Origin of the sequence: Eubacterium sp. AM05-23, assembly GCF_003477535.1 — a bacterium.
GTDB classification, from domain to species: domain Bacteria; phylum Bacillota; class Clostridia; order Eubacteriales; family Eubacteriaceae; genus Eubacterium; species Eubacterium maltosivorans.
Window position 1 is genome coordinate 240,877 of record NZ_QUDF01000007.1, and the last position, 13,612, is coordinate 254,488.

The 13,612-nt window shown below is 51.9% G+C and carries 12 protein-coding genes and 5 tRNA genes; 16 read left to right on the forward strand and 1 reads right to left on the reverse strand.

Features of this window, described 5'->3' with window-relative positions; genetic code table 11:
* The first annotated feature begins 2 nt into the window (after positions 1–2).
* Genes DW091_RS11915 through ligA form a run of 5 tightly spaced genes read left to right on the forward strand, consistent with a single transcriptional unit; the run spans position 3 to position 7,408 of the window.
* Positions 3–686 (forward strand): response regulator transcription factor, encoded by a 684-nt coding sequence (locus DW091_RS11915; RefSeq protein ID WP_096920054.1) that lies wholly within the window; start codon positions 3–5, stop codon positions 684–686.
* A gap of 10 nt (positions 687–696) precedes the next feature.
* Entirely contained in the window at positions 697–2,016 is a 1,320-nt protein-coding gene (locus tag DW091_RS11920) for an ATP-binding protein (protein WP_224168792.1), read from the forward strand.
* On the forward strand, positions 2,013–3,152 hold the full coding sequence (locus DW091_RS11925) for an iron-containing alcohol dehydrogenase (protein ID WP_058695623.1): 1,140 nt from the start codon (positions 2,013–2,015) through the stop codon (positions 3,150–3,152). The genes DW091_RS11920 and DW091_RS11925 overlap by 4 nt, the downstream gene beginning before the upstream one ends.
* Before the next feature lie 20 nt (positions 3,153–3,172).
* A complete protein-coding gene (gene pcrA / locus DW091_RS11930; RefSeq protein ID WP_058695622.1) occupies positions 3,173–5,377 on the forward strand; it encodes a DNA helicase PcrA in 2,205 nt (734 codons plus the stop codon).
* Between the two features lie 30 nt (positions 5,378–5,407).
* Positions 5,408–7,408, forward strand: a complete 2,001-nt coding sequence (ligA, locus tag DW091_RS11935) for an NAD-dependent DNA ligase LigA (protein WP_118518245.1) — start codon at positions 5,408–5,410, stop codon at positions 7,406–7,408.
* 113 nt (positions 7,409–7,521) lie between these two features.
* Here ligA and DW091_RS20710 read toward each other — a convergent pair whose 3' ends face one another.
* Positions 7,522–7,656 carry a hypothetical protein gene (locus tag DW091_RS20710; protein WP_263422113.1) on the reverse strand — a complete coding sequence of 45 codons (135 nt, stop codon included), beginning with the start codon at positions 7,654–7,656 and terminating at the stop codon, positions 7,522–7,524.
* A gap of 165 nt (positions 7,657–7,821) precedes the next feature.
* Here DW091_RS20710 and gatC point away from each other — a divergent pair, with 165 nt between their 5' ends.
* From gatC to DW091_RS11990, 11 genes are all read left to right on the forward strand, one after another.
* The gene (gatC, locus tag DW091_RS11940; RefSeq protein ID WP_013379276.1) at positions 7,822–8,109 is read left to right on the forward strand and encodes an Asp-tRNA(Asn)/Glu-tRNA(Gln) amidotransferase subunit GatC; all 288 of its coding nucleotides are present in this window, start codon (positions 7,822–7,824) and stop codon (positions 8,107–8,109) included.
* A 10-nt stretch (positions 8,110–8,119) separates the two neighbouring features.
* Positions 8,120–9,583, forward strand: a complete 1,464-nt coding sequence (gene gatA / locus DW091_RS11945; RefSeq protein ID WP_118518246.1) for an Asp-tRNA(Asn)/Glu-tRNA(Gln) amidotransferase subunit GatA — start codon at positions 8,120–8,122, stop codon at positions 9,581–9,583.
* Between the two features lie 17 nt (positions 9,584–9,600).
* Complete coding sequence (gene gatB, locus DW091_RS11950; protein ID WP_058695619.1) at positions 9,601–11,040, forward strand: Asp-tRNA(Asn)/Glu-tRNA(Gln) amidotransferase subunit GatB; 1,440 nt, start codon at positions 9,601–9,603, stop codon at positions 11,038–11,040.
* Positions 11,041–11,108: 68 nt separating this feature from the next.
* Entirely contained in the window at positions 11,109–11,831 is a 723-nt protein-coding gene (rph, locus tag DW091_RS11955) for a ribonuclease PH (RefSeq protein ID WP_058695618.1), read from the forward strand.
* Positions 11,832–11,851: 20 nt separating this feature from the next.
* Positions 11,852–12,451, forward strand: coding sequence for an XTP/dITP diphosphatase (locus DW091_RS11960; RefSeq protein WP_118518262.1), 600 nt, complete (start codon positions 11,852–11,854; stop codon positions 12,449–12,451).
* 18 nt (positions 12,452–12,469) lie between these two features.
* The gene (locus DW091_RS11965; protein WP_058695616.1) at positions 12,470–12,955 is read left to right on the forward strand and encodes a metallophosphoesterase; all 486 of its coding nucleotides are present in this window, start codon (positions 12,470–12,472) and stop codon (positions 12,953–12,955) included.
* Between the two features lie 170 nt (positions 12,956–13,125).
* Positions 13,126–13,199 (forward strand) — tRNA-Gly (locus tag DW091_RS11970).
* Between the two features lie 13 nt (positions 13,200–13,212).
* Positions 13,213–13,289 (forward strand) — tRNA-Arg (locus tag DW091_RS11975).
* A gap of 20 nt (positions 13,290–13,309) precedes the next feature.
* Positions 13,310–13,385 (forward strand) — tRNA-His (locus DW091_RS11980).
* A gap of 9 nt (positions 13,386–13,394) precedes the next feature.
* Positions 13,395–13,470 (forward strand) — tRNA-Gln (locus tag DW091_RS11985).
* Between the two features lie 46 nt (positions 13,471–13,516).
* Positions 13,517–13,592: transfer RNA gene (locus DW091_RS11990), tRNA-Lys, on the forward strand.
* Positions 13,593–13,612 lie beyond the last annotated feature (20 nt).

The window sequence follows — 13,612 nt, forward strand, 5'->3', positions numbered from 1 at the left end:
ACATGCGCGTTTTACTGGTAGAGGACGAGGTATCCCTGGCAACCGCCCTTGGGAAAATCCTCGAAAAAAATAAAATCCTGGTTGATGTGGTCCACGACGGCATCGAGGGAAAGCTGCTCAGCGAGAACGATGTCTATGATGTTATTGTCCTTGACATTATGCTGCCAGGCATGAGCGGGCTGGACATTCTCAAATCCATCCGCGACCGCGGTAAGAACGTGCCTGTGCTGCTCCTGACCGCAAAAGACAGCACTGCTGATAAGGTAAAAGGCCTGGATATGGGCGCTGACGATTACCTCGTCAAGCCCTTTGTCACCGAAGAACTGCTGGCCCGTATCCGCGCTCTGGGCAGGCGCCCCTGGGAGGTCTACCAGGACAATGCCATTACCTTTTCCGATTTATCGCTGAATATCAACAGCGGAGAGCTGCTCATAGACGGCGCGCCCATCAAGCTGACCTCTAAGGAGGCCCAGCTGCTGGAAATGTTTATCAGAAACCCGGGTATGACGATCTCAAAGGAACAGATACTTGACCGGATCTGGGGGATTGAAAGTATGGCCATGGAGAATTCTGTCGAGATTTATGTTCATTATCTGCGGAAAAAACTGAAGAAATCCCGGACTGTTATCAAGACGATCCGTGGTCTGGGCTATGTGCTGAAGGAAGAGGACAATGCTCAGCCTTAATAAATTAAGATTGAATCTGACACTGATGAATACCGCGGTCCTGATTGGATTGTCGGTATTTGTCGCTGTTTCGCTCTATTTAACCATCAATATGGATATGGAGTCCGGCGTCAGCAATAACCTTGAGATCTACTGCTCTCAGCTGGCCAACAACGTCGAGCAGCTTCAGACACAACAGGAGGGCGGCGCGGTTGCGGCAGAGACCCAGAAGGGCTATCAGGAGTTTAAAGACACTCTGGTGCACAACAGCATCGCTTTTACGATCTGGGACGATGCGTTTAACGTGGTGGACAAGTCTGAGTCCCAGCCCTTGAATCAGGACCAGCTTTTCCGGCTTATTAACCGCTATTTCAGCGGCAACCGGGACAAGTATTTGATCAGTGACTACGAGACCGACGACAACAATCTTAAAATCTGTACCTATGTTACCGTCAGTAAGGATGGTGAAATGCGGGTGGTGCAGGCCATGAAAAATATGGATACGGAGCGTGGCGTGTTAAAGAACGCGGTCCGGATGATCCTTATCGTGGTGCTGGCCGGCGCGACCCTTTCCTTACTGTGCGGTTATTTTCTGTCCGGCAGGGCGCTGGTGCCAGTGCGAAAGAGCATGGACCAGCAGCGGGAATTCCTCGCGGATGCGTCCCATGAGCTCAGGACGCCCATTGCTGTTATCCAGACCAATCTGGAGGTGGTGAAGGCCAGCGGCGACGAAACCGTTGAAAGCCAGGCCACCTGGCTGGATAACGCCTATGACGAAACCAAGCGCATGCACCACATCGTGGAGGATTTGATGTTCCTGGCCAGAGCCGATTCCGGCGACGTGCACTTTGAGCCCATGCCGGTGGATATGAGCTACCTGATCATGGAGGTTACCGAGCGGTTTATCCCCATGGCCGCACAGAAATCCATCACGATCCTCAGCAAAGTTCCTATGGAAGAACTGAACGTGATGGGGGATGAAAAGCAGCTGACCCAGCTCATGGTTATCCTCATCGACAACGCCATCAAATACACCGAGCCGGGGGCTGACGAGCGGAATAAAACCATCGTCGTCCAGGCTGAGCGGATCGAGGAAGGTATTGAGATCTGTGTGGCCGATAAGGGCATTGGTATTTCAAAAGAGGAGCAGGAAAAAATCTTCCAGCGCTTCTACCGTGTGGATAAGGTGCGCTCCCGGGCAGAGGGCGGCACAGGCTTGGGCCTGTCCATTGCCTACTGGATCGTCCAGAAGCACAAGGGCATGATCAGGGTGGAAAGTGAAGAAAACCTGGGAACCAAAATGATGATTGTGTTCCCGGCTTATGAAGGACCAAAGGAGGCAAATGAATGAAAGAATTAAAGTTTAACGGCAGTAAGCTGGTTACAGGACCAGGCGCCATTGATTATATTAAGAATCTGGATGGACAGCGGATCTTTGTGGTTACTGGGAAGTCCGCGATGTTTAAAAACGGAACCATCGACCATATCAGAGCGGTTTTTGCGGAGCAGGGAAAAACCTGTGAAGTGTACAGCGGGATTGGCGGCAATCCGACCACAGGCGAGGTGCTCTCTGGCCTCGCGGCCATGAAGGCCTTTGATCCGGACACCGTCATGGCAGTGGGCGGCGGCTCCGCCATCGACGCTACCAAGGTCATGACCCTGATGTGCGAATATCCAGAGCTTACACTGGAGGATATCCGCGGCGGAAAAGCGCCGGCAGAGCGCAGGAAGCTTCAGTTTATTGCCGCACCGTCCACCTCAGGCACTGCCAGCGAGGTCACCCGCGCAGCGGTTATTACCTTTACAGAGGAAAACATCAAGGTGGGCCTGAAGACCACGGCGTTTATCCCCGACATCGCCATCCTCGACGGCAACCTGACCCTGTCCATGCCAAAACACGTTATGGTGGAAACCGGTATGGACGCCCTGACCCATGCGGTTGAGAGCTATATCAACAAGAACAATGACGATTTCTGCAAGTTCATGTCCAAGGGCGCGGTGGAAGGACTGTGTGCGTACCTGCCGCTTTCCTATGAAAAGGGTGACGTTGAGAACCGGCAGAAAGTACACAACTTCCAGTGCCTGGCGGGTATGGCCTTCCAGAACTCCGGCCTGGGGATGGATCACGGCATTGCCCATGCCTTTGGCGGACGCTTTGGCACCAGCCACGGCCTGCTCAACGCAGTGGCCCTGCCCTATGTGCTCAAATACAACGCCCGGGATGAGGCGGTAAGGGCAGATCTGGATGAGCTGTCAAGAGTGATCGGTGCCGATATTATCGATACCATCGAGGGCTTTAACGCCCGGTTTGGCGTCCCCAAAACCTTCAGGGAGATGGGGATCAGCGAGGAAGACTTTAACAGCCATTATGAGAGCCTTCTGGACAATTCCATGAAAGGCTCGACCGCCCGTAATCCGGTGCCGATGACCCGTGAGGAAATGGACAAGGTCTTAAAAAGTATCTACTACGGCGATATTTTGTTTTAGAGAGAACAAGCGGAGGAACAATGAGTTTATTAGACGGACTGAATGAACAGCAGAGGGAAGCGGCAGCAACGACCGAGGGGCCGGTTTTGATTCTGGCCGGTGCCGGTTCCGGGAAAACCCGGACCATTATCCACAGAATCGCATATATTATCGAGAGTAAAAAGGCCTGGCCCTCACAGATACTGGCCATCACCTTTACCAATAAAGCGGCGGGCGAAATGCGTGAGCGTATCGCGGCCATGAACGTGGAGGAAAGCGACCGTATCTGGATGTATACTTTCCATGCCATGTGTGCCCGCATCATGCGTATCCACAGCCAGTGGCTGGGCTACAGCGATAATTTTGTCATCTATGATACCGACGACCAGAAGCGCCTTTACAAAACCCTGATCAAGGAGCTGGACTTTAATGATAAAATGTTTCCGTTCCAGTATGTATCGAGTCAGATATCAACAGCCAAAAATAATTTCTGGACGCCGGAGGATTACCTGAAGAATAATCCGGGCGAGTTCAGGGCAGAGAAGGTGGCGCAGTACTACCGCCTATACCAGGACACCTTGAAAAAGAACAACGCCATGGATTTCGATGACCTCATCTATAACACCCTGGTGCTGTTTAAAGGCTTTCCCGAAATTTTGGAGCAATACCAGAACCGGTTTAAGTACATCCTGGTCGATGAGTACCAGGATACGAACCACAGCCAGTACGAGCTGGTCAACCTGCTGGCAGCAGGACACCGCAACCTGTGCGTGTGCGGTGACGACGACCAGAGTATTTATATGTGGCGAGGAGCAGATATCAACAATATCCTCGACTTTGAAAAGGACTATCCTGACGCCAAGGTGGTCAAGCTGGAGGAAAACTACCGTTCCACCAGTGTGATTCTGGACTGTGCCAACAAGGTGATCGCCAACAATACTGGCCGTAAGGATAAAAACCTCTGGACCAGAAATCCCGGGGATGATAAAATCGTTGTCTCATCCTTTAACCAGGGCTATGACGAGGCCCGCTTTGTAGCCCAGGAAATCGAGAACCTCCGGGCCGATAAGGGTTATACCTATGGTGATTTTGCAGTGCTCTACCGCACCAATGCCCAGTCCCGTCTCTTTGAAGAGGCCTTCATGCGTGAGGGCATGCCTTACCAGCTCATCGGGGGTACAGGCTTCTACTCACGTATGGAAATCAAGGACATTATTTCCTATCTTCATGTACTCATCAACCCACTGGACAACATCGGCTTCATGCGCATCGTGAACGTGCCCAAGCGCGGGATCGGCACAGCCACCCTGGAAAAAATCAGGGAATTTGCCGAGTTTAAGGGCTGGAGCCTCATGGAGACCTTCTATCACTGTGAGGAAGTGCCGGAGCTCAGCTCCAGTGTGCGCAACAAGGTCCGCGAGTTTGCCATGGTTATGGAAGAGCTGCGGGACCGCTGCGAAACCGATTCAGTCAGCGAGCTCATCGACCATGTCATCAAGGATACCGGCTATCTTGAGATGCTGGAGCTTGGAAAGCTGGACCACAGCGAGAGCCGTATCGAAAACCTTGAGGAACTGATCTCCTCCGCTGTGGAATTTGAAAAGAACAGCGATGACAAGAGCCTGACCGCCTATCTGGAAACAGTCGCCCTGACTGCCGAGACCGACAAGTATGACAGCGAGGAAGGGAAGATCCTGCTTATGACCCTGCACAATGCCAAGGGACTCGAGTTTCCTGTGGTCTTCCTGCCAGGCGTGGAGGAGGGCATCTTCCCCCACGGCCGCTCCATGGACAATCCAGAGGAAATGGAAGAGGAACGCCGTATCTGTTATGTGGGCATCACCCGCGCCAAGGAGCGGTTGTATATGTCATGGGCGGCAGAACGCACCGTTTACGGACGCCGCCAGCCCCAGATACAGTCCCGCTTCCTGAAGGAGCTGCCTCCGGAATGCCTGGAGCTGAATGTCCAGAAATACGAGCGCAACGAGATTGTCGAGGAAGCCTCGGTTGAGAAAAAGACATACAGTTTTTCCGACCATTTGCAGCATAAACCCAATGTTTATAAATCCGCAGCGCCTAAAAAGGCCAAGGAGGAAAGCTCCGGTGCCTTTAATCTCAGCGATAAGGTCAAGCATAAAAAATTCGGCATCGGCACCATTGTTGAGGTAAAACCGAACCAGGTGTCAATCGCATTCCCGGGAGTGGGTATAAAGAAACTGGACCCGTCTTATGTAACAAAAGCCTAGGTCTAAATTTTGCGTTGAGGACAATGACTTATGAATGAAGAATTAAAACAGGCTGAAGCCAAAATCAGCCAGCTTAAAAAACAAATTGAGGAAAACAACGTCCGTTATTATGATAAGGACGCGCCCGTCATTCCAGACTACGAGTACGACCGCATGATGCGGGAGCTCATCAGTCTGGAGACTGCCTATCCGCAGTTCCTGACCCCCGACTCACCCAGCCAGCGTGTGGGCGGCGTGCCGTCAGAGGCCTTTGAGAAAGTGAACTACACCACGCCCAAGCTCAGCCTCAGCAACGCCTTTAACGCCGGGGACCTGAGGGACTTTGATACCCGTATCCGCAAGGTCTACCCCGATGTGGAGTACTGTGTCGAGCATAAATTCGATGGCCTGACCGTTGTGTTAGACTACGAAAACGGACTGTTAGTCCGCGGCTCTACCCGCGGCGACGGCGTGACCGGCGAAAATGTCACCCAGAATCTGAAGACGGTCAAGACCATTCCCCTGCGCCTCACAGAACCTGTGACCCTGGAGGTCCGGGGAGAGGTGCTGATCTACAAGGAGGACTTTGAGCAGCTGAACACAGCGCGGGAGGAGCAGGGCGAGCCCCTGTTCGCCAATCCCAGAAACGCCGCCGCAGGCTCTATCCGCCAGCTTGATCCCAAACTGGCGGCCGAGAGGCCCCTGGACATCTTTGTGTTTAATCTGGAATACTGTGAGGACCGGACCTTTGAGACCCATAAAGAAAGCTTTGATTTCCTCACACACTGCGGCTTTAAAACCAGCGAGATGAAGCTTTACAGCAGCATGGAGGACATCATCGCCTACATCGAGGAGATGGAGCACGGCGGCCGGGAAGCCCTGCCCTATGAGATCGACGGCATGGTTATCAAGGTCAATAACCTGGCAGAGCGGGAGCGGCTGGGGGATACCTCCAAATCACCCCGATGGGCCATTGCTTACAAGTTCTCGCCCGAGCAGACCGTGACCACTGTGCGGGACATCACGGTGCAGGTGGGCCGTACCGGCGCTCTGACGCCTGTGGCGGAGCTTGAGCCTGTCCTGCTGGCAGGCTCCATGATCTCCCGGGCGACCCTCCATAACGAGGACTACATCATCGACAAGGATATCCGGATTGGCGACAAGGTCGTGATCCAGAAGGCCGGAGATGTTATCCCCGAAGTCGATCATTCCATTCCAGAGGAGCGCACCGGCGCTGAGGTCATTTTTACCATGCCCACCCATTGCCCGGTCTGCGGCTCCAAAACCTACCGGGTGCCCGGTGAGGCAGTAACTAAGTGCCTGAACATGGACTGTCCGGCCCAGGTATTTCGCAAGATTGTTCATTTCGCCTCCAGAGATGCCATGAATATCGACGGCATGGGTCCGGCGGTGGTAAGACAGTTGCTGGATAACGAATTGATCCACACCATTGTGGATATCTACCATGTTTTTAACCGTCGGGAAGACCTGATTGGGCTCGAAAAAATGGGCGAAAAATCTGTGGATAACCTCATAAACGCCATAGAGGATTCCAAAAGCAGGCCGCTCTCCAAGGTGGTTTTTGCCCTGGGAATTCCGCTGGTAGGAGCCAACGGGGCCAAAATACTGGCCTCCCACTTTGGCAGCATGGACGCCCTTATGGAGGCTTCCGAAGAGGAGCTGACAGAAATTTATGACATCGGCGGCAAAATGGCTGTGGAAATTGTGGATTTTTTCAAGACCGATGCAAACCGACGTATTGTGGACGGCCTGCGGGAGGCTGGTGTCAACATGACGGAAAATACCGCCAGGGCCACTGCAGAACTCGCGGGGAAAACCTTTGTCCTGACCGGCACACTGCCCACCATGGGACGCCGTGAGGCCAAGGAGATCCTGGAGAGCCACGGCGCCAAGGTATCCGGCTCGGTCAGCAAAAAAACCGATTATGTGCTGGCCGGAGAAAACCCCGGCTCCAAGGCTGAGAAAGCCATGAGCCTGGACGTGCCCATTATAGACGAGGAAGCCTTTAAAAAAATGGTCGGCCTGGAATAAAAATAAAACCAAGGGGTATCGTGGCGATACCCTTTCAGGGTGTAGATAAACTTTATCATGAAGATTTGAAGCGTTAAAGAGAGGCGGTTCTTGCCAATGTCCGGCTATTCCTATCATGCGGCACGATTCCTGGCCGTTATCCGCAGCGCCTGGACCTTTTTGCTTATCTGGATAAAAGGCGCAGTCTTGGGCTGCGCCACTTTTTGACAGCCTGATGCGGCAGAATACCGCATTTTCAATCCGGTCATGAACCTTCCACCTTCAACGTTCCACCGTCCACCTTTGTTCAGCCCGTATCGCCGCGATACGGGCTGAATTTCTGCGGGTTGAATTTTACTGAAAATAATTTACATTTAAAGGGTTTTGAATTATAATGATATAATGAGAAAAATTTACCCGAAAGGAATGAAATCATGAGTATTACCAGAGAAGAAGTTACCTATGTTGCGGATCTGGCCCGCCTTGAATTCACCGAAACGGAAACGGACCGTCTGGCGGATGAGCTGGGCGCAGTCCTTGATTATGCGGCGACTTTGAATAAATTAGATACATCAGACGTAAAACCCACAGAACATATTCTGCCGGTTCAGAACGTTTTTAGAAAAGATGAAGTGAAGCCTTCACTGCCAATTGAAAAAGTCCTGGCCAACGCGCCGGAATCAGAAGCCGGCTGCTTTAAAGTGCCGAGAGTTCTGGAATAGGAGGATCGAATTGGAATTATCACAATTGACTGTCCATGAGATCAATGGGCTTATTGAAAAGAAAGAAGTTTCCGTCAAAGAGGTCACCCAGGCAGCGGTCGACCGTATCGACGCAGTAGAAGATAAAATTGACGGCTATCTTTGCCTGACAACCGAGACAGCCATGAAAGAGGCTGAGGAGCTGGACGCGCTTATCGCAGAAGAAGGAAAGAAGGATGTGCTCGAGGGCATTCCCTACGCCTTAAAGGACAATATGTGTACCGACGGTATCCAGACCACCTGTGCGTCCAAAATTCTGGGCGATTTTGTGCCGCCCTACAACGCAGAGGTCTATGACCGCCTGCTGGCCCAGAAGGGGATTTTGCTCGGAAAGGCCAATATGGATGAGTTTGCCATGGGCTCCTCCACAGAAAATTCCGCCTTCAAGGTAACCAAAAACCCCTGGGATCTCACACGCGTGCCCGGCGGCTCCAGCGGCGGCTCTGCAGTGGTGGTGGCCTCCGATATGGCTTACTACTCACTGGGCTCCGATACCGGTGGTTCGATCCGCCAGCCAGCGGCCTTCTGCGGCGTGGTTGGCATGAAACCGACCTACGGCCTGGTTTCCCGCTATGGCCTGGTGGCTTTCGCGTCTTCCTTAGACCAGATCGGTCCCTTTACCAAGGATGTTGAGGACTGCGCCATCGTGTTAAGTGCCATTGCAGGCCATGACCCCAAGGATTCAACCTCCCTTAAGGTTGATAAAAAGGACTATACACAGAACCTGAAGAATGGCGCCAAAGGCATGAAGATTGGCGTGGCACAGGCATTTATGGGCGAAGGCCTTCAGCCAGAGGTGCGCGCAGCCATCGAAAGCGCCATTGACACCTACCGTGCCATGGGCGCAGAAATCGTGGATGTCTCCTTTGAGTATCTGGATTACGCTCTGTCCGCCTATTACCTGATCTCCTCCGCGGAAGCCAGCTCCAATCTGGCCCGCTACGACGGTATCCGTTATGGTGTCCGCGCCGAGGAATACGCAGACCTGGTAGACATGTACCGCAAAACCAGAACCCAGGGCTTTGGCGATGAGGTCAAACGCCGCATCATGCTGGGAACCTACGCCTTAAGCTCCGGTTATTACGACGCTTATTATAAAAAAGCCATGCAGGTTCGTACCCTGATCATGGATGACTTCAAAAATGTTTTTGATTCCTGTGATGTCCTGCTGACGCCAACCACGGCCAAGACCGCCTTTGGCATCGGCGAAAAGACCGGTAATCCGCTGGAAATGTACCTGACCGATATTTATACCGTTCCGGTGAACATCGCCGGAATTCCGGGAATTTCAATCCCCTGCGGCTTTGACCGTGACGGCATGCCTATCGGTATGCAGCTGCTGGGACCGGTACTGAGCGAAGAAAAGATTCTGCAGGCAGCCTACGCCTTTGAACGTGAAACCGCGTTTAAAGACCAGAAGCCAAAGCTTGTATAGGCAAAGGAGGAATAAAGATGGAATACGATATTGTCATCGGGATGGAAATCCATGCCGAGTTAGCAACAAAATCTAAAATTTTCTGCTCCTGCTCTACCAAGTTCGGTGCAGATGAAAATACACATGCCTGCCCGGTGTGCCTTGGGATGCCCGGCGTACTGCCGGTACTCAATGAAAAGGTCGTTGAGTATGCCACGAGAGCCGGACTGGCCCTGAACTGCCATATTGCGAATTTCAGCAAAATGGACCGTAAAAATTACTTTTACCCTGATCTGCCAAAGGCCTATCAGACCTCTCAGTTTGATCTGCCCATCTGTACCGGCGGGGTTGTGGATATTGAAGTGGAAGGCGAAAAAAAGGAAATCGGCATTACCCGTATCCATATCGAGGAGGACGCCGGTAAGCTGCTCCATGAATCCGCAGATGGCACCCTGGTCGATGTTAACCGCTGTGGCGTGCCGCTCATCGAGATTGTCACTGAGCCGGATATCCGCGGTGCCGAGGAAGCTCGGGTTTTTGCGGAAAAAATCCGTAATATTTTGGAATATGTGGGCGTTTCCGACTGTAAAATGGAAGAAGGCTCCATTCGTTTCGACGTTAACCTTTCTGTCAAGGAAAAGGGCAGTGATGTGCTGGGAACCCGTACAGAGATGAAGAATCTGAACTCTTTCAGGGCTTTAGTGCGCGCAGTCCAGTACGAGAGCAAACGTCAGATTATCGAGCTTAAAAAAGGACACCGCATTATCCAGGAAACCCGCAAGTGGGACGACGTCAAGGGCGTCAGCTCCTCCATGAGAAGCAAGGAAGAAGCCCACGACTACCGCTATTTCCCGGAACCAGACCTGGTGCCCATTGTTATTACCGATGAGACCATTGAGCAGATCAAGTCTGAGCTGCCAGAGCTGCCGGAAGCCAAACGTGCCCGCTATGTGGCAGAGTACAAGCTGCCGGACTACGACGCCGGTGTCCTGACTGCCTCCAAGGTGACTGCGAAATTTTTTGAGGAAACCGTTGCGCTGTACGACGAACCCAAGCAGATTTCCAACTGGCTGATGGTGGATATTCCAGCTATGCTCAAGGAAAAAGAGCTGTCGATGGAAAACATTCCCTTTACCCCGGCACAGCTGGCTGAGTTGTTAAAGCTCATCAAGGACGGTACCATCAGCGGTACTATCGGCAAAAAGGTTCTGGTGAAGATGTTTGAAGAAGACAAAAACCCCAAGGCCATTGTGGAAGAAAATAACTGGGCTCAGATGAGTGATACCAGCGAGCTGGAAGGCATTATCGCCCAGATTATCGAAGACAACCCGAAATCCATCGAGGATATCGGAGCCGGGAATCAGAAGGCCTACGGATTCCTGACCGGCCAGGTCATGAAGGCAACCAAGGGACAAGCAAACCCACAGGTCGCCAACAAGATTATCCGCGAGCTGGTCGCCAGGAAACTGGAAAGCTGAATAATATGACAGAATACAACGGGCGGTCCTCAGATCGTCCGTTGTTGCGATTAACAAAGGAGAGAATTTTGAATCGAATTGACGGAAGAAGTAACGACGGCCTGAGGCCGGTGAGCATCACCCGGCATTTTACCAGAAACGCCCAGGGCGCGGTACTCATCGAGGTGGGAAATACCAAGGTTATCTGTACTGCCATGGTGGAGGATAAGGTACCGCCCTTTTTAAGAGGTGAAAAAAAAGGATGGGTCACCGCCGAATATGAAATGCTCCCAAGCTCCACAGGTTCTCGTAAGGGAAGGGACCGCAGCCGCGGCAAAATTGACGGCAGAACCGTTGAAATCCAGCGCTTAATTGGCAGAAGCCTGCGTTCTGTGATTGATATGGAGAAGCTTGGGGAACGGACAATATGGATTGATTGTGATGTGATCCAGGCCGACGGCGGCACCCGTACCGCGTCCATTACCGGTGCCTTTGTGGCTCTGTATGACGCAGTCACATGGCTCATGGAGGAAGAGGTCATTGATGAGTGGCCAATTAACGGATATGTGGCCGCCACCAGTGTCGGTATCAACCAGAACGAGCCCATTATGGATCTCTGCTATGAGGAGGATTCTACTGCAGAGGTCGATATGAACATTGTCATGACTGATAAAGGCGAGATCGTGGAGATCCAGGGAACTGGGGAGGAACGCCCCTTTACCCGGGATGAATTCCAGAAGCTCATGGCATTGGGAGAAGACGGCGTGTATAAACTGATTAACATTCAAAAAGAGGCGCTGGGAACACTTTAAGCGCCCGGAAAGGGACTATGATGAAAACCATCGTGCTTGCAACCGGAAATAAAGACAAGGCCCGGGAAATCAAGGCCATGCTGGATCATAAATTTGAAGTAAAGAGCATGAAAGACATGGGCATTGACATTGAGATCATTGAGGACGGCGACACCTTTGAGGACAATGCCCTGATTAAGGTGAGGGCTATTCAGCCTTTTGTGAAGGATTCTGAAATGATCATTATGGGGGATGACTCTGGTCTGTCGGTGGACGCATTGGACGGCGCACCAGGAATCTATTCCGCCCGCTACGCAGGGGAGGATGTGACCTACCGCGATAACAATGAAAAGCTCTTAAAGGCCATGAAGGATGTGCCTGAGGAAAAACGCGGTGCCGAATTTGTCAGTGCGATCGCCATGATTTTACCGGACGGCCAGGAGCTGACCGTCAGAGGGACCGTCAGAGGCAGGATCGCCTTTGATTTTATGGGTGAAGAGGGCTTTGGTTACGACCCGCTTTTTATCGTGGAAGAGACGAGCAAAAGCTACGCGCAGATGGCACCAGAGGAAAAGAATGATATCAGCCACCGTGCCAGAGCTGTGGCGCGCGCAAAACAGATTTTAGAGAAATACCAGTAGCAGAAAGGAGAAGGGAACATGCGGATCGGATTAGTCAGTGACAGCCACGGCAATCTGGGCGACCTGGAACGCGCGGTCAGCCAGATGGGCAAGGTGGAGGCGATTTTTCATATGGGCGATTATGTGGACGACGCCCTGCAGATCAAACATTGGACATCGGTGCCGGTGTTTGCAGCCAAGGGCAATATGGATGTCTATTCCCAGAAGGGACATCTTTTTATCAAGACCGAGCTGGGCGGCAAGGTGATCCTGGCCTGTCACGGCCACACGCTCCATGTCAAAAATGAGTACAGCACCCTGCGCTATAAAGCACTGGAGGAAAACGCGGATATTGTGCTTTTCGGTCACACACATATCCCGATGATCGACCAGGACGACTGCCTTTTAATGATAAATCCCGGCAGTGTAGCCCTTCCTCATTTTGGCGGAGAAAAAACCTTTGGTATTTTGACCATTGAAGATGGAGGTGCAGACGGCGAGATTATTCCACTTATGCCAGAGTGAAATAGAGCGCTGTAAAAAATCATATGTTTTCATGCATTTTTGTGAAAAAAGTGTTGACATTCGTCTTTTTTTGCAGTATACTAACACTTGTCCTCAGCGAGAAAGTGCTGTGAGCAAGGCGATATCAACACTTTTTAACCAATGCGGACAACAATAAATTTTAGCAGTATGCGGGTGTAGCTCAGTGGTAGAGCCCTGGCCTTCCAAGCCAGTCGCGAGGGTCCGATTCCCTTCACCCGCTCCATTTATGCAAAATTGCGCCAATAGCTCAGTTGGATAGAGCAACGGCCTTCTAAGCCGTGTGCCCGGGGTTCGAATCCCTGTTGGCGCGCCATATCTTTTCCTTTAAACTTGGTGGACGTAGTTCAGTTGGTAGAGCGCCAGATTGTGGTTCTGGTTGTCGAGGGTTCGAGTCCCTTCGTCCACCCCATTTTTTTACAGGGGTATAGCCAAGTCGGTAAGGCACCAGACTTTGACTCTGGCATGCGTAGGTTCGAGTCCTGCTACCCCTGCCACTTTGTTATAGCAAGATGGAAAAGCTGTTAATGAAGGATAATACATGACCCATTAGCTCAGTTGGTAGAGCATCTGACTTTTAATCAGGGTGTCGGGCGTTCAAGTCGCCCATGGGTCACCATTTTAGAAAGTATAGCAGCT

Coding starts and splice junctions, on each gene's coding strand:
- DW091_RS20710 (WP_263422113.1), bottom strand. CDS start 7,656: ATGACCGGATTGAAAATGCGGTATTCTGCCGCATCAGGCTGTCAAAAA.
- ligA (WP_118518245.1), top strand. CDS start 5,408: ATGAATGAAGAATTAAAACAGGCTGAAGCCAAAATCAGCCAGCTTAAA.
- gatC (WP_013379276.1), top strand. CDS start 7,822: ATGAGTATTACCAGAGAAGAAGTTACCTATGTTGCGGATCTGGCCCGC.
- DW091_RS11965 (WP_058695616.1), top strand. CDS start 12,470: ATGCGGATCGGATTAGTCAGTGACAGCCACGGCAATCTGGGCGACCTG.
- DW091_RS11960 (WP_118518262.1), top strand. CDS start 11,852: ATGAAAACCATCGTGCTTGCAACCGGAAATAAAGACAAGGCCCGGGAA.
- gatB (WP_058695619.1), top strand. CDS start 9,601: ATGGAATACGATATTGTCATCGGGATGGAAATCCATGCCGAGTTAGCA.
- DW091_RS11915 (WP_096920054.1), top strand. CDS start 3: ATGCGCGTTTTACTGGTAGAGGACGAGGTATCCCTGGCAACCGCCCTT.
- pcrA (WP_058695622.1), top strand. CDS start 3,173: ATGAGTTTATTAGACGGACTGAATGAACAGCAGAGGGAAGCGGCAGCA.
- DW091_RS11925 (WP_058695623.1), top strand. CDS start 2,013: ATGAAAGAATTAAAGTTTAACGGCAGTAAGCTGGTTACAGGACCAGGC.